At 35.7% G+C, this 19,131-nt stretch carries 13 protein-coding genes; 6 read left to right on the top strand and 7 right to left on the bottom strand.

Annotated elements, in window-relative coordinates:
• Positions 1–39: 39 nt before the first annotated feature.
• Positions 40–1,347 (bottom strand): UDP-N-acetylglucosamine 1-carboxyvinyltransferase, encoded by a 1,308-nt coding sequence (murA, locus tag BUE84_RS19030; RefSeq protein WP_079243057.1) that lies wholly within the window; start codon positions 1,345–1,347, stop codon positions 40–42.
• Positions 1,347–2,015 carry a DUF4290 domain-containing protein gene (locus BUE84_RS19025; protein WP_079243056.1) on the bottom strand — a complete coding sequence of 223 codons (669 nt, stop codon included), beginning with the start codon at positions 2,013–2,015 and terminating at the stop codon, positions 1,347–1,349. The genes murA and BUE84_RS19025 overlap by 1 nt, the downstream gene beginning before the upstream one ends.
• A 187-nt stretch (positions 2,016–2,202) precedes the next feature.
• Here BUE84_RS19025 and BUE84_RS19020 point away from each other — a divergent pair, with 187 nt between their 5' ends.
• Positions 2,203–3,642: an alpha-amylase gene (locus BUE84_RS19020; RefSeq protein WP_079243055.1), complete on the top strand. Its 1,440-nt coding sequence runs from the start codon at positions 2,203–2,205 to the stop codon at positions 3,640–3,642.
• Between the two features lie 370 nt (positions 3,643–4,012).
• Here the strand turns inward: BUE84_RS19020 and BUE84_RS19015 are convergent, their stop codons facing one another.
• Positions 4,013–4,423, bottom strand: a complete 411-nt coding sequence (locus tag BUE84_RS19015) for a thiol-disulfide oxidoreductase DCC family protein (protein WP_079243054.1) — start codon at positions 4,421–4,423, stop codon at positions 4,013–4,015.
• A gap of 4 nt (positions 4,424–4,427) precedes the next feature.
• The gene (locus tag BUE84_RS19010) at positions 4,428–4,895 is read right to left on the bottom strand and encodes a heme-binding domain-containing protein (RefSeq protein ID WP_079243053.1); all 468 of its coding nucleotides are present in this window, start codon (positions 4,893–4,895) and stop codon (positions 4,428–4,430) included.
• A 431-nt stretch (positions 4,896–5,326) separates the two neighbouring features.
• On the opposite strand from BUE84_RS19010, the gene katG reads away from it, so the two are divergent.
• Positions 5,327–7,606, top strand: coding sequence for a catalase/peroxidase HPI (gene katG, locus BUE84_RS19005; RefSeq protein WP_079243052.1), 2,280 nt, complete (start codon positions 5,327–5,329; stop codon positions 7,604–7,606).
• Between the two features lie 311 nt (positions 7,607–7,917).
• Here the strand turns inward: katG and BUE84_RS19000 are convergent, their stop codons facing one another.
• From BUE84_RS19000 to BUE84_RS18990, 3 genes are read right to left on the bottom strand one after another with little or no spacing between them, the layout of a single operon-like run.
• Positions 7,918–8,118 carry a hypothetical protein gene (locus tag BUE84_RS19000; RefSeq protein WP_079243051.1) on the bottom strand — a complete coding sequence of 67 codons (201 nt, stop codon included), beginning with the start codon at positions 8,116–8,118 and terminating at the stop codon, positions 7,918–7,920.
• Positions 8,119–8,120: 2 nt separating this feature from the next.
• Complete coding sequence (locus BUE84_RS18995) at positions 8,121–12,959, bottom strand: CotH kinase family protein (RefSeq protein WP_079243050.1); 4,839 nt, start codon at positions 12,957–12,959, stop codon at positions 8,121–8,123.
• A 1-nt stretch (position 12,960) separates the two neighbouring features.
• Positions 12,961–13,701 (bottom strand): hypothetical protein, encoded by a 741-nt coding sequence (locus tag BUE84_RS18990; RefSeq protein WP_079243049.1) that lies wholly within the window; start codon positions 13,699–13,701, stop codon positions 12,961–12,963.
• 1,234 nt (positions 13,702–14,935) lie between these two features.
• Between BUE84_RS18990 and BUE84_RS18985 the strand changes: the two genes are divergently transcribed.
• From BUE84_RS18985 to BUE84_RS18970, 4 genes are all read left to right on the top strand, one after another.
• Entirely contained in the window at positions 14,936–16,399 is a 1,464-nt protein-coding gene (locus tag BUE84_RS18985; protein ID WP_079243048.1) for a tyrosine-type recombinase/integrase, read from the top strand.
• Positions 16,399–16,902 carry a hypothetical protein gene (locus BUE84_RS18980; RefSeq protein WP_079243047.1) on the top strand — a complete coding sequence of 168 codons (504 nt, stop codon included), beginning with the start codon at positions 16,399–16,401 and terminating at the stop codon, positions 16,900–16,902. The genes BUE84_RS18985 and BUE84_RS18980 overlap by 1 nt, the downstream gene beginning before the upstream one ends.
• A 186-nt stretch (positions 16,903–17,088) precedes the next feature.
• Positions 17,089–17,352, top strand: a complete 264-nt coding sequence (locus BUE84_RS18975) for a helix-turn-helix domain-containing protein (RefSeq protein ID WP_079243046.1) — start codon at positions 17,089–17,091, stop codon at positions 17,350–17,352.
• 164 nt (positions 17,353–17,516) lie between these two features.
• Entirely contained in the window at positions 17,517–18,995 is a 1,479-nt protein-coding gene (locus BUE84_RS18970; RefSeq protein WP_079243045.1) for a hypothetical protein, read from the top strand.
• Positions 18,996–19,131: the final 136 nt, after the last annotated feature.

The raw sequence follows: 19,131 nt of genomic DNA, 5'->3' as shown, positions 1-19,131 counted from the left end.
GATATCCTGAACGCTTTCCTATTATTAAATAAAATAATGTTAGATTCTTTCGATGTCAGCACCAATTGCTCTCAGTCTTCCATCAATATTTTCATATCCTCTGTCGATTTGCTCGATATTGTGGATAATAGATTTTCCTTCAGCAGAAAGTGCGGCAATAAGAAGTGCATTTCCGGCTCTGATATCCGGGGAAACCATGGTTGTTCCTCTTAACGGGGCTTCCTGGTTTAATCCGATTACTGTGGCTCTGTGCGGATCACATAAAATGATCTGAGCACCCATGTCAATTAACTTATCTACAAAGAATAATCTGGATTCAAACATTTTCTGATGAACCAGAATACTTCCTTTTGCCTGTGTCGCTACCACTAGAATAATCGATAATAAATCCGGTGTAAATCCTGGCCAAGGCGCATCAGAAATAGTAAGGATAGAACCATCAATAAATTTTTGAATTTTATAATGTTCCTGAGCTGGGATGTAGATATCATCACCACTTTGCTCAAGTTCTATTCCTAATTTTCTGAAGGTATTCGGGATCACACCAAGCTGGTTCCAGTTAACATTTTTGATGGTGATTTCAGATTTTGTCATGGCCGCAAGACCAATCCAGGATCCGATTTCCACCATATCCGGAAGCATAGTGTGCTCTGTTCCTCTAAGGTAGTCAACCCCTTCAATCGTAAGAAGGTTGGATCCAATACCAGAGATGTTAGCACCCATTCTGTTCAGCATTTTGCATAATTGCTGAAGATAAGGTTCGCAGGCAGCGTTGTAGATTCTTGTTTTTCCTTTTGCTAAAGCTGCTGCCATTACAATATTAGCGGTTCCGGTAACAGAAGCTTCCTCCAACAGGATGAATTTTCCTCTTAATTCTTCAGCTTTTAAAGAATAGAAATATTCCTCTTCATCATAATTGAATTCAGCACCTAATTCAACAAGTCCCTGGAAGTGAGTGTCTAATCTTCTTCTTCCGATTTTGTCACCTCCCGGAGTCGGCATATAAGCTTCTCCATAACGAGCAAGCATTGGGCCCATCAGCATAATGGATCCGCGTAATTTTGCTCCGTCCTTTTTGAACTCGTTAGATTTAATATAATCAAAATTAACCTGATCAGCCTTGAAAGTATAATCTCCCTGTCCGTTTTTAGTAATTTTTACACCAAAATCTCCAAGAATTTCAATCAGTCTGTTCACATCATGAATATCCGGAATATTTTTGATTCTTACTTCTTCGTCCGTCAGAAGAACCGCACATAAAATTTGTAGAGCCTCATTCTTGGCTCCTTGTGGAGTTATTTCACCCTGCAGTCTTTTTCCTCCTCTTATTTGAAATGTTCCACTCATTATTTTCTGTTTTTATGATTGTTATTATGCCTTCTCTTGTTAGGCTGGTTATTATTGTTTTTATTATTGTTGTTATTCCTGTTGTTATTGTTATTATTTCGGTTGTTGTTATTGCTGGTGTAATAGATTTTACTCTTTTCAAGAGAGTCTATTCCGGTAAGATCCAACCTATTTTCAGACAGTTCTTTCAGGTGGCGGAAAATCACATCATCCGTCACATGTTCTTTATTATAGACATTGTAAGACTTCTTCATATTGTTGGCAATCACCTCGATAAGGGCTTCTTTTTCATCACCCGTTTCCAGTTCAATTGCTTTTTCTATCAATTGAAGAATACTTTTTCCGTAGAACTTAAAGTCACCTTGAAGTTTTGGATATTCCATTCTTTTTGGTTTTTCTGCCAGTTCTTCCATCGTAGGGAAGGGATAAGGAGAATCTACATCCAGATCATGATTAGCAAGAATATAAAGATGGTCCCAAAGTTTATGTTTATAATTTTCCTCGTCGCGAAGTTGTGGGTTTCTCTGACCCATAAAATCGATGATTGCCATAGCCATTTCATTCCTTTCTTCTTTGGAAGGAAGTTCTTTGCAGCGCTCAACCAACTGTTGTATAATTCTGCCATATTCTGGCATATGAAGCTGAGTTTTTTGGGTATTGTATTCCATAGTATGCAAATATATGGATTAAAAGAAAAATTGTCTCGGGATTCTGAAAAATTTATGATTTTTTAATGAAAAATTTAGATGCCTTTCTTATTGATTTATTGTGGAAAATGAAAATATTTCCCATTCGTTTGAATTTGTTTTTAATAAAATTGTATCTTGTTTAATAGATTGATAATTAATTAAAGCGATGAAAAAAACAAACTTTTTCCTTTCACTGCTGGCTTTAGCATTAGTAAGCTCATGTAGAACCAGTGATGAATTGACAACTGAATCTTCCAGGCAAGAAGAGGTTCACAACAAAACAGTGAATGTTACCCATCATGATGGCCGTCCGTTTAGTACAGGAAGCGGTTCAGGTTCTGCACAAAGTAAATTCACAGCCGGACCTGGTGGTGGAGTTCTGATGCAGGGGTTTTACTGGGATGTTCCGGAAGGGGGGAACTGGTGGAATACCGTTAAAGACAAATTAACCGCATGGTCTACTGCCGGAATTGGAGCTGTATGGTTACCGCCAGCATCAAAAGCTCAGAACGGGGCTTATTCTATGGGATATGACCCTACCGATTATTATGATTTTGGAGATTTTAATCAAAATGGAAGTACAGAAACCCGTTTCGGATCCAGAGTTGAACTGGAAGCATTGATTACCAAAGCGCATGCTGAAAACATGCAGGTGTATGCAGACATTGTAATTAATCACAACAGTGGCGGACAGTCTGAAGCCAATCCTTTTACAGGAACCAATACCTGGACCAATTTTTCAGGAGTGGCATCCGGAAAATTCCAGAGAAACTACAATGACTTTTATAAAAACTCTTACGGGAATAATGATGAAGGAGCTTTTGGTGGCTTCCCGGATTTGTGTCACGCTAATCCTCATGTGCAGGACTGGCTTTGGGGGAGAGATGATTCCGTGGCGAAATATTATAAAAACGTGATGAAATTTGATGGCTGGAGGTTCGATTACGTAAAAGGGTTCGGTCCATGGGTTGTCAATACCTGGAATTCAAACGTAGGAGGATTTTCAGTTGGAGAATTATGGGATTCCAACGTCAATACGTTAGAGTGGTGGGCAAATAATGCGAACAGTTCTGTGTTTGATTTCGCTGCCTATTATAAAATGGATGAAGCATTTGATAACGGAAACTTAAACGTTCTGAATGATGATATGATGTGGAAAAGAAATCCATACAAAGCAGTAACTTTTGTTGCGAATCATGATACTGATATTATTTACAATAAAATGCCGGCATATGCCTATATCTTAACTCATGAAGGTTATCCCACCATTTTCTACAGAGATTATGAAGAATGGCTAAACAAAGAAAGGCTGAATAACCTGATCTGGATTCATAATAATAAAGCTACCGGCACTACCTCTATCTTATATACAGATAATGACGAATATATAGCAAGGCGTAACGGTTATAACGGTAATCCAGGGCTTGTTGTGTACATCAACACCTCTTCAAACTGGCAGGAAAGATGGATAGAAACGAACTGGAGCAGCCAGCAAATCAAAGATTTCACAGGAAACTCAAGTTGGTATCCAACAACTCAGGGAGATAAATGGGTGAAAATCCAGTGTCCGCCAAATTCTTATTCTGTATGGTCGCCGAATTTATAAGTAATGAAGCAATTGGTAATGAGTAATAATAAATGATGAATGATGAAGTTGGTAAGAGGTTGTTATTCATTTTAATTACTATTAACCATTAACCATTAACCATTAACCATTAACCATTAACCATTAACCTAAAACAACTATACGTCTTATTTGTCATTCCGTAGGAATCTCTATAATGCATTAATATTGCAGAAAACTCTTACGGAATGACATTTTTGAATATAATCAAAACCATTATGAAAGGCTTAAGAAATAAAGTATAATTAAGATGAATCATTCTTCAAGCGAAGCTCATCTTATCTTACTATTTCAAAAATAAAAAGTTTAAGCAGATTGTTTATACAAGGTTAAATGTAATACTGAAGGAAGATTACACCTGAATAAATTTTTTCTTCTGATGCTGATCCGGTAAGTAACATTTCTGATTGGCCAGTTTCATTCTGTTTCTGGAAATGACATCATACACTTTATCACTTAAAGATACCGGCAGGATTTTCCCAACAAAGGAAAGTTTATAAACTCCTCCCAATAAATTAGCGATTTCCAGTACGGCTCTTGATTTGATCTGATAATACCGTCCGGGTTTCCATAAATACATGGTGTTGAATACATTCGTTTCCAGTCCTCTTTCGGATAAAAACTGCTGTCCGAAATCAGATTGAAGAGAAGCAAACATGAATTGGTCTTTTTTATCTCTCTCCAAAATCCACTGCACCCAGAAATTGCATACACCGCAATCTCCGTCAAAAAATACAATATGTTTATTTTCCCAGCTTTCCATGACTTTATTTATTAAACATGATTCCTCTTTCCGTATCTTCTTTTACTTTTTTGAAATATTGAACAAGATCTGCACGCTGCTCATCAGACAGTTTGGCATCCTGATGTCCCAAATAATAAGATTCAAGAGGCATTTCTTTTTTCTCAACCATTTCTATACATTCTTCAAGTTTATGAAGCTGTCTTTTAGGTTCATATACTGCAAAGGTAGAAAAATTAAGATGTTTTCTTCCTTCATCAATATGATTTTTTACCCACCATGAAGTTGGGGAAATACTGCTATACCATGGATACCTGGTTTCATTAGAATGGCAGTCATAACAAGACGTTCTGAGGGTACGGGCAATTTTTTCCGGAGTATTTTTAATTTTTAGAAAGTCCATTCCCGGAGTAAGCGGAGGATTAGTTTTATCAATGGGGAAAAACTGGATGATGATAAAGGCAACGAGAACTACAACAATTATTTTTTTCATAGCAGATGTTCATGTTTGGATAATATAAAGGTAGTTAATTTATTTTTAGTGAGATAAAGCTGGAAGTCGGGTGATGGAAGCTGGAAGTACTTTTAGAAATTGTTGAAATAGCATGTTTTTTCATGAGGTTATTAAACTTCCTTCCTTCAGCCTCTAGCTTCTTTTCTCCTTTAAAATTCTTACGTTGAGTAATTCTAAATTGCGCAGTATACTGCTGCTTTTATTTAAGTTAATCTGAAAAATGACTAACTTAATACCTTAATTATGTCTTAGCTTTAAAGCTGTTAAAAATATTTATTTATAGTTTTTAACTATCGTTGAAATAAAAATTAATAGATTGTATTTATCAATCAAACGTTGTACGTTTGTCATGTTCTTACAACAGAAAATTGAAACTGTATTAATCAATATAAAAAATAAAATAAACGACAATGGAAAAAGATTTGAATGACATCAGTAAATGCCCGTTTCATAACGGAACAATGAAGAAGAGCGTAGCAGGCGGAGGAACCCAGAATTCTGACTGGTGGCCTGATCAGCTTAGAGTAGATCTTCTGCGCCAGCATTCTTCCCTTTCAGATCCTATGGACAAGGATTTCGATTATGCCCAAGCATTTGCAAGCCTTGACCTGGAAGGTGTAAAAAAAGACCTTCATGCATTAATGACAGATTCCCAGGCTTGGTGGCCGGCAGACTTTGGTCATTATGGTCCTCTGTTTATCCGTATGGCCTGGCATAGTGCCGGAACATACCGTGTAGGTGACGGAAGAGGTGGAGCAGGAGCGGGACAACAGCGTTTCGCACCATTAAACAGCTGGCCAGATAACGTAAGTCTTGATAAAGCAAGAAGGTTACTATGGCCTATCAAACAAAAATATGGAAGAAACATTTCATGGGCGGACCTTTTAATTCTTACCGGAAATATTGCTCTTGAGTCAATGGGCTTTAAAACATTCGGATTTGCCGGAGGGCGTGCAGATGTCTGGGAGCCGGATGCTGATATCTATTGGGGATCAGAAAAAACATGGCTGGGAGGTGACCTGCGTTATGCTCACGGCTCAGAAGGAGTTGTAGAAGGACAATCAGCCGTGCTTCCTACCGATGATAATGCGGATGGTGATATTCATTCAAGAAATCTTGAAAATCCATTGGCTGCCGTACAGATGGGACTTATTTATGTAAATCCTGAAGGGCCGGACGGAAATCCGGATCCTATTGCTGCCGCTAAAGATATCCGTGATACTTTCGGCCGTATGGCGATGAATGATGAAGAAACCGTAGCTTTGATTGCAGGAGGACATACTTTTGGTAAAACCCATGGAGCAGGTCCTGCAGATCACGTAGGAAAAGAACCTGAAGGAGCTGGAATTGAGCAGCAAGGACTTGGCTGGGCAAGCACTTATAAATCAGGAAGCGGAAGAGATGCTATTTCCAGCGGTCTTGAAGTAACCTGGACAGAAACACCAACGCAATGGAGTAATTATTTCTTTAAAAATCTTTTTGAAAATGAATGGGAATTGACGAAAAGTCCTGCCGGAGCTCACCAATGGGTAGCTAAGGATGGAGCAGATATTATTCCTGACGCATTTGATTCTTCCAAAAAGCATAAACCCACCATGCTTACCACAGACCTTTCGTTGAGACAGGATCCTGTTTACGAAAAAATTTCAAGACATTTTTATGAAAACCCTGATGCGTTTGCCGATGCTTTTTCAAGAGCATGGTTTAAATTAACGCACAGAGATATGGGACCACGTGCCCGTTATTTAGGTCCGGATGTTCCGCAGGAAGAACTGATCTGGCAGGATCCTATTCCGGAAGTGAATCATGAATTGGTTGATGGCAATGATGTAGAAACATTGAAATCAAAAGTATTAAACTCAGGATTAAGCAATGCTGAACTGATTTCTGCAGCCTGGGCTTCTGCTTCTACTTTCAGAGGAAGTGATAAACGTGGTGGCGCCAACGGAGCCAGAATCAGACTGGAGCCTCAAAGAAATTGGGAGGTAAACAATCCTTCACAACTTAATAAAGTATTAAACGTACTGGAAGGCATCCAAAAAGAATTCAACGATTCTCAAAACGGAGATAAAAAAATATCATTGGCAGACTTAATTGTACTAGCAGGAAATGCTGCTGTAGAATCTGCCGCAGGAAATGCTGGTCAGGAGGTAAAAGTTCCTTTTGCTCCGGGAAGAATGGATGCTTCTCAGGAACAGACGGATGTAGAATCTATGGGATACCTTGAGCCTGCAGCGGATGGATTCCGTAATTATCTGAAAAGAAAATACACGGTGTCTACCGAATCTTTATTGATTGATAAAGCACAGCTTTTAACTCTTACTGCCCCAGAATTGACTGTGTTGATAGGAGGAATGCGTGCTTTAGATACGAACTTTGACGGTTCAAAACATGGCGTATTCACCAGCCGTCCTGGAGTTCTTACCAATGATTTCTTTGTGAATCTTCTGGATATGGGAACGCAGTGGAAAGCAATGTCAGACGATAGAGAATTGTACATGGGAACTGACCGCTCAACAGGTCAACCGAAATGGACAGCAACACGTGCGGATCTTGTTTTCGGATCTAATTCTGAATTGAGAGCCATAGCAGAAGTATACGGAAGTGCTGATGCACAAGGTAAGTTTGTGAAAGACTTTGTCGCAGCATGGACGAAGGTGATGAATCTGGACAGGTTTGATCTGGTTTAATAAATAAAAATGAAAATAGAGAAAGGCAGCTTTTATGGCTGCCTTTTTTATATATCACGTTCATATTTCATTTTAGATTAAAAAAAGAAAACCATCCTTAAAAAGGATGGTTTGTAGTCAAAAGCGAACAAATGTCGAACCAAATAGTTGAAGACCTTATAGTTCTATCAAAGCTAACATCATAAAAACATATTCGTAATTATAGTATTATTCTAACTGATTCGTCATTATATTCGGTCGTATTTTGAGCATATTATTAGTACTCGTTATAAATTTCCGTTTGGGAAATTGGTCATAAAATTTATCATCTTTTAATCAATTTCTTCTGTTTTCACCTCAATATCAATTTCTTCAAAATCATCAGGAGTTTCCTGAATTGGAGTTTCGAGCTTAACGCCATTTAAATAATAGGTTAAACCAAGATATATCTCTTCACTAAAGAGCATTCCATCTATTTTTCTTCTAAATATTTTACCTGCTTCAGCGGTAATTATGTTACTTTCTATATTCATTTTTATTCGATTGGGAAAATTCGTGCGGCATGATAGCTCCAGCTGGTTGCTGTCTTGTAAGCATTTACACTACCTGCCGGTACATATATTTTTATTAAATCATTACTCGGATCATTACACAATGTTTTAGAAATAAGGGTTGGCGGAATTACGGCCAAAATTGTTAATTTCAAATACTTCCCATTTAAAACACCCATAACAAATGGTCTTGTTTCAATATATTCAACTGATGCAGGGAGTTTTACTTCAAAAAATGGTGTAACGATATTGGCAGGAGGAGGAATAGAATCAGCTCTTATTATTGTAAGTGCAGTCCATTCTGAAAGATCATAAGAAGTCAATTGTACATCATTTTCATCCTTCATCGGACTATAAGCAGATTCAAACAACAAATTAGCTTTTATCTCTTTTAAATATTTAAAAGAGATCTTATTATCATCTCCTGATTTTACATAACATTTTGTAAGAACATAAACACCTAATATTTTAACATTTTTGAACCAACTAATATCCACTTTAATATTCCCCAAGCCTCCATCTCCAATTTCTTCAAGATTTTCAAATGGATTGGTTGTATTAGCAATACTTGGTGCTACAAAATATAATGGAAAGGCATTAGCTCCTATTTTTTTTATGTTAGGCGGGAAAATAACATTCGGCCCAAAGTTAATGCCATAAAATGCTCTAAAGCCTATTTCTTCCAAGTTGGTAAAAAATCTAAACTCAGGAAAAGCATTAGAAAAAGCAGTATTATAACTTGGATTAACGGAAGCATTAAAAGCATTATCATCAATCTTAGTCACAAGTCGAGCTTCGGAAAAGCTGAGTTCATTATCACCATTTTTATCATACTTCTCTAAAATTAAAGTTTTTCTTGTTGCACTAGAAAATTGGATAAATTCAGTAATATTTTGGAATGTAAAATGAAAATCAGGCCAATTGTTCTCCATAAAAACTTTATCATCAGCATAAATCGTTTTGAAATTCCATGTACCTTCTACCACTGAATGAGGGAGCGTATTTCCGCTATCATCTATTCCTTTCGCAGCGATAAGCTTATAAAAAGAATCACTATTATCACTGCTTCCTACAAAATTATTGACACTAATTCTACTTATTTTTGTTAAATTATTGACAATAGTAGTTACATTTATTTTTGAACAGTTTTTAATATAAAGCGTTGTAATACTGGTGGGTGTAAAAAATAAATTTTGATTGGAAATAAAATTTTGATTGTCTAAAATAAGCGTATTTGCCACTGCAGGAAGTACTAATAAATTTAGTAAACCACCTTTCGGCAGTAAAACAGCTGAAACACCTGTTCCTGATGCATACACCTTCTTTATCGCTGTACAGCCTGATAAATCAACAGCCTGCTTGAGATTAGGACAATTCGAAATATCCAACTCTTCCAGCAACGTATTATTTCCCACAAAAAGGTTTCTCAAATTTTGATTAGAATACCCCACCACTTGACTTCCAATTCGAAGCCTCGACAAATTCATCGCTTTTGAAACATCTAAAGTACCTAGATACTTTCCTGACAAATCTCCAAGATCTTTAATTGCAGATGCACCATAAATAATGGTTTCTGTATCGTTAAAAGTAATAGCCGGAGCTTGAACTAAAGATGAAACATTTTTTCTAAGCCTCGCACGGTTGATATAGGAACCAAATTTAATCTTAGTGTATCCGTCTTTTTGAGCCGTTAATAAAAAATTAGCATTTGGAGGAATTGCAGGCGTGCCCGAAGGTGTATAAAGTCGCATCGTGATATAATCAGATGAGAAAGTAGACGTGTCATACTTTCCGTCCATATATCTGAATCTATTTAATAGCCAATAATTCCTGTGCGATTTTCTTGAGCCTTGTGCGGGGTATAAGTAACTCCCGTTCCCGGCTACCACCAAAGGATCTATATATTTATATTTCGCATCTTCATTAAAAATACTTTCCGCCCATTTGTCAGATTCTAATGTGTTAAAATAAGTATTGCACTTATCATAAGTCAGAATTCCTGAAGTTCTCATTTGCTGATACAAAGCGGTAATTTCAGTATCAAAAGCAACTTCAACCAATTTCCAAAGCTCTGAAAGCGCACCATTCCAGACAAAACCACTTCCTACTTCGTCGTGAGCTTCCACCCAATAATCATACACATTGTGGCCCTCGTTATTAAGACCTAAAACTGTATCATTATCATAAAAAATAAGATACCAACGGTTGTTTCCTTGCGCATCCGGATACATCGCAAACATTTGATTTTTAGCGCGCTGATCAACCATTGCAAAAAACTCAGTGAAGACATAGTAGAAGAGTAAAAACTGAATATTAAAATGATCTGGAGCCTCGGCTTTGAATTTTGCAGGATTATTTTTGCAACTCACGATCCATGTATGTAAAGCTTCAAGATTCGATGTATCTTCATTATCTTCCGGATATCTTCCCTCAAAATCATTCTTCCATAAATGCTTACCATTTCCGTCTACACTTTGAAAATCTGTAGCAATAAATAATGTATTATCTGACGTATTGTTTAAAAATTCCCAGCATTCCTGACCACCTGTAAAACCCGTTGTTGCTTCATTTGACTTATCATTATTAAAATTATATTTCCCTAAGAAAATACGCTCCGAGTCTGGTGTCGCTCTGTGAAATATAAGCATTGGAAACCCGTCCATCGTAGTACGGATATTAGGATCAATTAATTGTGGCGGAGCTAAATAACCCAATTGATTTAAAGAATCTTGTGCAAGCCTCGCCAAACCAATGTTGTGAGAACCGGAAGACTCCATAAAATCGGCTTTAAAAGTAAATGTCTTTTCCGCCAGTGAATTATCACGAAGCTTGTATTTTGAAGAATTTATTTCACCATTTTTAAAACCTCCATTAAATTTGATTTTAAAGTTTTTTCGGGGATAATATTGTGATGATGTACCCTGAACATCAATACTCGCATTTACATAAGAAAACGATTTTGTAGAATCTTGAGCATTTTCATACTCTCCAACAATTGTTTTTTTATCGCCTTTATAAGTTGGCAGATCTCCAACAATGGTTAAGCATGGAATTGATTGTAAACATTTATCGTAGGACAAGTTTCCGAATGCATCGTACAATTTATTTCTCTCATAAATGTTGACTTTTTCAACAAGGTTATCCATATCAGCAATAAAATTCGACAACATCTGATCGGCGTTTAGATTATTATTATAAACCCGAATATTATATAGATTAATAGTACAATCACTGCTTCCAATGGTAATGTTTTGAGGAGCTTGTTGTAAAAAGCTGTCTAATGAATTATACTGATATAATGAAGATATAATTCCATTGATATACACAAATACCAATCTTTGATCTGCAACCTTTGTAACGACTACACTTACACGAATCCTTTCCTCTTCTTTAAAAAATATGGACGTACCGTCCTGCTCAGAACTGAACGAAAACGAATTTGAGGTAGCAACAAATCCAACATTTCCATTTTTACAAGAAAAAATAGTACTGTCACTGTTTTTTATATCCGAAGTTGAAAATTCAAATTCTAATGTTTTACCACCTGTTTTAAAATCATTTTCAAAAATCTTGAAAGGAATCTCAACCCTTGCATTTCCGCTCACTTTAAGTGCCACAGAACCCTTTGAATCCTGAATCCATCCATTGGTGCTGAAATCAAAATCAGTAAGAGTACATGACAGGTTTTTGTATTTCCACTCGTTTTTGTTAATCTCTGAATTGCTTCTGTTTCGACTGCTTAAAAATAATTCCAGGCCTAACGTTTCGGCTTCAACTTGAATATCAAATGCTGCTACAACTACTGAAGTATTTTTCGTGACATTGCCACATTTAAAAGTTACAGTGTGCGCACCTGAGTCCGTAAATGTATAGGTGAACTTCTGCAAACTTCTATTTACAAGTAATTCTGAAACCTTCAGTCCGTCGACCAAAATCTCAACATCGCTATAATTTGATGATGGTGAATACACCAGATATTCAATCGAAGCTGGAGCATATTGATTAGCAACAACATTATTTGCTGAAGAAACCAGAGGTGTTAAATTACCAGCAACAACACTGATAATATCTGTAAATAAGTGATTGCTTTCAATGATCTCTCCTGACAAATCAGCGGTCATATACACCTCTAAAATATGAACTCCGTGAGACTGTGCAGGAATTTCATAAAGAAGCTCTTTGTTATTTATGGAAGTAACTACTGGCGGAAGATCTGATCCATTTAATTTGAAATGAATCGTCTTCTCGACATTCCCGGTTGGAATATATCGAAAAATGATTGGTCCCGAATTAATAGTAGTCTTGTCGTATGTGGTGCTTAAAGCAAGTGCTATTGTTTGAATATCATATTTTAATTTCCTATTATTACCATAACTATCGGTGATACTAAGCGTTATTGTATTATCCCCTGCCAAAATATATGGTGTGATATCTATCTCATTGGCTCCCTGATTAATGTTTTTATTAAATAGGATCGTGTTTCCTTTTAAAATACTCGCAGTTCCTCCGCCAGTCTCACTACCATCAACGCTGTCGATGGATGACCACGAAAAAACTATTCTAACTTCACTTCCAAATGCTTTTACGAACGATGCCGGTATTTCAGATTTTGCGCGAAAAACAATTCCATTGGCTCCTCCGGTTCCACCGCCAGTTCCGTACTCACTTTCTGACTTTTCTCCTAAAGCTGAATATGCAATCTGTTTAATGATTTTTCCATCTTCATTTTTAATGAAGAACATCACGGGATAAATGAAGTTATCTGCAACTTCTTTATCTGATCTTTCATAATTTGTAAAATAAATTCTTCCTGTATATCTCATTTTAATCTTCTTGTGTTAAATCAATAAAACCATCTGTTCCACCTCCAGGCATATTAACCTCCAGAACAGACCAAACAAAACCATCAAAGGAAATTATTCCGAAATTTTCAATCTTAACTCCTGAAGCATTTTCGTAAACTCCACTCCCTGCCCAAAACCATTTTGCTGATCCCGGCTTAACAATAATATGATCAGTAGGCCTTAAAATTCCTCCAAAGGAAGAATTTGCTCCTGAACCTTTAAGCAATTCTATCTGCTCCCTGTTTTCTTTGATATAGTCTACGATTTTCTGAAGTTTATCAAGATTATCATCATTCGAGGTTAGTATTTCGCTGATTTTTGCAGTCAGCTCAAGCATTTCATTATCTTTTGCCTGAAGTATATTTACAATTTCCTCGATTTGTTCCTTTGTATAGACATTTCCGGTCTCTTCACCATCGTCTATAGTGGCTGCTAGTTTGATCTTTAATTTTTCTTTCCATTCTTCTATATTGCTAGTAGTAAGATTGGATGCATTAAGTCTTGCGAGCACCAAATTGTGTGCGCCTTCATCTTGCAGATGATCTGTAAAAGTTGTGCTGGATACCGTTTTTTGAAAAGTTTCATTTAAACCCGTTACTTCATCCATCCTGATATTTTCATCTAAATGACGGAATGAAGAAAAGGTTTGCTGAAACTGCTGTTCTGTGGGTATATCGCCCTTTTCAAACCAGCTAAATATTGTTTTTAATGGTACTTTCATTATTATTGGAAATTAGTTTTTATAAAATTGATAGTTTGAGGGAAAGTCTATTCTAGATAGATTATTGTAGTTAAATAGAATTCTATTTTTTTTGAATAATTATTGATTTCCGCCCTCTTTTATCGTACTGTCAATTAGTGAATTATTAATATGGTTGCAACTTAGAAAACTTATATTTTTGCAATGTTTTTTGTAATTTTATTTTAAATTAACTACACTTTTTCTATGCTGTTTTCTTGGTGTATTTTTTTTGCCTCCAATGATCATTTACATTCTTTAGAGTGCAAATTTCATTGTTTTTTGGTCCTTATAAAAGTTTTTTGACCTTGCTATTCTGTAGTTGCAGTAAGAAGTATTTTTAACTGAAATAAGACGGTGTGAATTAATAATCAATTCATCAAAATAATATTTTATATGAGTACGATAAATGGGATCAGTCTCAAAAGTTGTGAATGTAGTGTTAAGTTTTTAAATTTGGAATATGTATGTTCCTGATGAACTAGTAAAACTCTTACTTCCGGATTTTTAGTAGAGTACTTTGATATCATACAAGCAGAAGAAGTAGATAGAGTACTTTATATCGATTTTGAGGACAAGAATATCATTCCCCAAGAATTCACCCATCGTCCGTATTATTCTAATGGTTTCCACTCTTCGGTTCTTGTTGAAGATTTTCCTTTGGAGAGAAAACGGGTTCTGCTTCATATCAAAAGGAGGAAATGGATTGATAAAACCACTGGAGAATCTATCTTAAGAAAAACAATAATGAATCATTAATAGAGAGATAGAGAGATAGAGAGATAGAGAGATCTTGGTCTTTTTTGATAAAAGAATCACTAATGCTTTTGCTAAAACTTTTAATGCTAAAATCAAAAACTTCAGAATACAGCATAGAGGGGTAAAGGATAGAACATTTTTCCTCTTTAGTTTAATCAAACTTTTGCTTAGCCCACAACTTTTTTGTTTGATCCCCTTTTATGACCAATTCAGTATCTACCTTTTTTATTTTTCAAAAGGGAACAAAAAACAAAAACCATCCTTAAAAAAGGATGGTTTGTAGACCCACAGGATATAACATGTTGTACTTATTTATACTTTATTGTATTTTGTTGTTATTTAAAAACACTGATAAATAAACAATTGTGTTTTGTTGAATTCAAATGAATTTAAATGTGTTCAAAAATTAGGGTGACCAAAAAGGTGACTAATTTTAAAATTTTAAGTATATTTGTATATGGCAAAAGTAAAAAGATATAACAACGAAATAGGGAGCGTTAATTTTAGATTGAAAGAACCCACAAAGGAAATCTCCCGAATCATGGGCAGATACTCGTTCAAAGATTTGAAAGTAGATTTTTCAACAGGTCTGAAAGTTGCTTCTAGCAGTTGGGATACAGATACTAAAACTGTTACTTCTGGCAGTGATAAAAGAGAAATCAATCAGAAACTTGCTAAATTCAAAACATCTATTGTTGATGCCCATAAAAACTTTAATGAGCATTACAACCGTATGCCCACAAAGGACGAGCTAAAAACCATTGTAGATAATGCAATGGCAGGTAAGGAGCTTACAACTGTACAGAAAAGCAAAAAATCTTTTGATGATGTTTTCCAAGAGTTCATGAAGGTAACAGAACTTAAAATCCAACGTGCCATTGCTTCGGGTCAAAAGCCCCTGCATAGAAGCTATGTTTCATCTTTCGGTGTAATGTATCAGGATTTAAATGACTTTGCCAATGAAAACAGTATCTTTCTGGATATTGATAAATTTGACGAATTGCAATGTCTAGAGTTTCAAAACTGGCTACTTGATACAGAAAGGGTCAAGTCATTAAATACGCTCAAAACTCGAATCAAAAGATTGTCACAGGTACAGAAACGTGCATTTGAAAGAGGTTATACGGATAACAGAAGTTATATGCAGGATGAGTATAAAGTAAAAGTTCCGCCAACGTTCCATACTGTGTTAACCGAACCCGAAATCAAAATATTGTACGAACATGATTTTTCCGATGCACCGAGATTAGAGAGAGTTCGAGATATGTTTGTTTTAGCCTGTCATACCTCACTTAGATTCGGAGATATTACACGTATTGAGGGTGGACATATCGACCATAACAGTAAAATGGTCAACATCCTGTTAAAAAAAGGTTCGGGAGTAGATAACTATAAGACAGTTCGTTTTTCATTTTTTGGCTATGCAGGTGACATCCTGAGTAAATACAATGATGATATAAAAAGCATTGCCATATCCAACCAAAATACCAATGAGTATTTGAAAGAACTTTTTAAAGCAATACCGTATTTCAAAGAAAAAATAATTACTCGTGAACGCCCTACGAATGACGGAGTGGAGTTTGAAACGATAAACTTTGCAGACAAAATAGCATTTCACGATTCACGTAGGAGTTTTTGTACAAACCGTTATATGGAAGGCTGGGACTTATTGGAAATCTGGCAGTATACAGGACATACGGATGAATCCGTTTTCAAAACCTATTTCAAACCGACCTTTGAACACGAACAAATAAGACAGGAAAGTATCAAAGCAAGAAACGAAAAATTACAAAGAGTTGATTTACAGGCTAAACAGATTCAAGAATTACACGAAAGAATGCAGAAAATAAAAGAACTCATTGAGAGTGGAAACACGGAACAGTTGGCAGAAATTATCAATATTAACAGAAATGTTTCTTAATGCTGAATCTACCTACTGAAAGCGAGTGCGCTGAACGCCTTAAAGAGCTTGTTTTAGAGCGTGGATTGAGGTGCGAATGCAATGACACGAGAGGTTTCTATTGGTTGCGAAAAAAAGCCTGTTTTGAGTGTAAAAACAGAGGTTGTAAAGCAACTTTATACCTGAAAGGATTAACCAAAATGAGAGGGAGTAAACTCCCTTTTCGTATTTGGTTGGGTGCTATATATCTGTATGTGATTGACCAAAACGTAACTGCTACCGAAATGCAGGAAAAATTAGGTCATGATACATACAGCTCAATGTGGGAACTATTAGAAAAAATCAAGACACTGGATGTTGGGATATCCGAACTTAGGGATAAATACAAGGCAGAAAATGATAACACGAATGTTATTCCTGACCATTTGATGCATTTATGGTGGCTTGGCTTTCATCAGGCTTTCATTGTTAGAGAGCCTTCGGAGGTTCAAAACGGTATTTGGAATTGGCTGATTGATTTTTAGGTGTTGTTCCGATATTTTTCGATTTTAACAAATTTTAACTTTTCTCTAAAACTCCCTGATAGATTCAAATTCGATTTTTCATTAAAAATAAGGCTAAGAAAGGATTAAAACGATTTTAATGCTTTTGTGTTTCTTTTGTATAGTTCATAATTTTGTAGTGTTAAATGATATATAAAAACAAACAATATGGATTATTTCAAAGAATTTTTCAAAAAAATCGAGGGTTTAATTGATGATAAATTAAATCAATTTGAGTGTAAACTGGCAGAAATGTATAAGCCAGAGGGTAAAGAAATAATGACGAGAGTAGAAACAGCAGAGTACTTCGGAGTTTCGCTCGGAACATTAAACAATTGGGCAAAAAGCGGGATTTTAGTTCCTATCGACTTCGGTGGTAGGGTGTATTATACCCGTGATGAAATTCAAGCAAAATTAAGATTGGCTTCTTAACAATCTTTTCCTGTTGTGCAGTTGCGGTTTGATTGCGCATAAAAACCACTGTACACAAACATCCTTTTTTATCTCCAAAAATTTTAACGATTCGAGGTCTAGCCATAGTAAGGAACTATGGAGAGCTATTGCTATGCCTTTTTTTTAACAAAAAACAAACAAATATGCAACAATATAAAAGCAAAAAATCAAACCGTAAAATCAACGCATCAGCCTTTTATCACGAGGCGTATCAATGGAAAGTAGTGTTACCTACAATCATAGTTAGCTATCTTCAGGAAAAAGTACGTGAGCAACCACCGTTCAAAGAGTTCAAAATGGATAATGCCCTGTACTTCTTGAGTTTAGTCATCAGTATTCCTGCGTATCAGAAAGACAAAACCTATTTATGGGGATTCATTCCAATGGATTCCACACGTTTAAGAAAAAAAGATTCTAATTACAGTAAGTATTTTGAATATTTTGTGCAAATTGAAATTCTGGATAAAAAAAATCATTCCAGAGGTCGTACCTGCACACGTTACCGATACAACTGGGAAAGTATCAATCTTGAAGGTGTAGAATGTCTGGATTTTTCGATATTTGAAATGACAGGTAAACAATTGGTTAAGAATCTTTTAAAAGAGGAAGTGCCTAATGACTGTCCGCATCTTTCTAAATGGTTTGATGATGGATTATTTCTTGATTTTGACCGCCTGAAATATGATTTGCAGTCTGAATTCTGTTACAATAAGTACAGTTTGAGCTACACCAGACTGAATCCAATAATGGCAAAAGCATACGGCTATTGGTACACTGCATTAATGTTAAAAGAAAGATGTTATCGTATTTCCCGACAACCTGATTCAGATAACAGACTGCATACGAATCTAACCAATATGCCGTCTAAATTCCGCCCCTACCTAACATATTATGGTGAAAACATAAAAAGTCTCGATATTAAGAACTCACAACCCTATTTTATGGTTTTGGTACTGGAAAGTTTGAGTAATACTAAGATTATTGAGATGATGAATAGTGTGTTTGGAAGTAGTAATGTAGGTACTATGTTGCAGAAATTACAAGAAACTACTTCTAGTAAAGCATTTCAACAAGAATTTGCTCCGTTGAAAAAGGCTGTGTTGACAGGTAAATTTTATGAATTTTTAATGCCTCTTTTTACAGATATTCATCCTGATTATGACGGTGTATTTAGAAAGAAATTTTACAATTCAGACACTGGTAAAGCAGAAGTAAAAGAGTTCCCGACTAAACGGGATTTGATGAAAAAACTCACATTACAAATACTTTATACTCCGCTCAAAAGACCGTCAAAAGAATATCTGATATTTAAACAGCATTTTCCTTTGTTATGTGAGTGTATCGAAGTTTTTAAAACTACTTCTAATGAAAAAGATTCTTTCAAACTGTTTCCCAAACTCCTACAGCAGGTTGAATCTGATTGCGTTATTGACACTATTACAAAACATATTGCAGAGATAAATCCTGATATGCCACTTTGGACTATACATGATTCTTTCTGTACTACACAGAGTTGGTTTCCTATTCTGGAATCTATGCTACAGGAGTTGTTTTCAAGCTATTCTCAGGGTGTTTTACCAAGTTTTAAACCTGAGTTATGGTGTATACTGATGAGCGTCTGAAAGTGGCTTAAAATCAAAATGATTGGCTTTACCTATCTGCGGTAGAACCAATCATTTTTATTTGACACTAATTAAAATTTAAGCATTGTCAAACTATCAAGGTAAATGTTGAAATACCTTTTTGTTTCCTCGATTT

The sequence above is a fragment of the Chryseobacterium indologenes genome (genome assembly GCF_002025665.1).
GTDB classification, from domain to species: domain Bacteria; phylum Bacteroidota; class Bacteroidia; order Flavobacteriales; family Weeksellaceae; genus Chryseobacterium; species Chryseobacterium metallicongregator.
Note: the sequence above shows the minus strand (reverse complement) of the source record. Positions and strands in the feature narration are given on the sequence as shown.

What these genes read in the sequence shown, in the direction of transcription:
- murA (WP_079243057.1), bottom strand. Translation starts at nt 1,347, where the DNA reads ATGAGTGGAACATTTCAAATAAGAGGAGGAAAAAGACTGCAGGGTGAA.
- BUE84_RS19025 (WP_079243056.1), bottom strand. Translation starts at nt 2,015, where the DNA reads ATGGAATACAATACCCAAAAAACTCAGCTTCATATGCCAGAATATGGC.
- BUE84_RS19020 (WP_079243055.1), top strand. Translation starts at nt 2,203, where the DNA reads ATGAAAAAAACAAACTTTTTCCTTTCACTGCTGGCTTTAGCATTAGTA.
- BUE84_RS19015 (WP_079243054.1), bottom strand. Translation starts at nt 4,423, where the DNA reads ATGGAAAGCTGGGAAAATAAACATATTGTATTTTTTGACGGAGATTGC.
- BUE84_RS19010 (WP_079243053.1), bottom strand. Translation starts at nt 4,895, where the DNA reads ATGAAAAAAATAATTGTTGTAGTTCTCGTTGCCTTTATCATCATCCAG.
- katG (WP_079243052.1), top strand. Translation starts at nt 5,327, where the DNA reads ATGGAAAAAGATTTGAATGACATCAGTAAATGCCCGTTTCATAACGGA.
- BUE84_RS19000 (WP_079243051.1), bottom strand. Translation starts at nt 8,118, where the DNA reads ATGAATATAGAAAGTAACATAATTACCGCTGAAGCAGGTAAAATATTT.
- BUE84_RS18995 (WP_079243050.1), bottom strand. Translation starts at nt 12,959, where the DNA reads ATGAGATATACAGGAAGAATTTATTTTACAAATTATGAAAGATCAGAT.
- BUE84_RS18990 (WP_079243049.1), bottom strand. Translation starts at nt 13,701, where the DNA reads ATGAAAGTACCATTAAAAACAATATTTAGCTGGTTTGAAAAGGGCGAT.
- BUE84_RS18985 (WP_079243048.1), top strand. Translation starts at nt 14,936, where the DNA reads ATGGCAAAAGTAAAAAGATATAACAACGAAATAGGGAGCGTTAATTTT.
- BUE84_RS18980 (WP_079243047.1), top strand. Translation starts at nt 16,399, where the DNA reads ATGCTGAATCTACCTACTGAAAGCGAGTGCGCTGAACGCCTTAAAGAG.
- BUE84_RS18975 (WP_079243046.1), top strand. Translation starts at nt 17,089, where the DNA reads ATGGATTATTTCAAAGAATTTTTCAAAAAAATCGAGGGTTTAATTGAT.
- BUE84_RS18970 (WP_079243045.1), top strand. Translation starts at nt 17,517, where the DNA reads ATGCAACAATATAAAAGCAAAAAATCAAACCGTAAAATCAACGCATCA.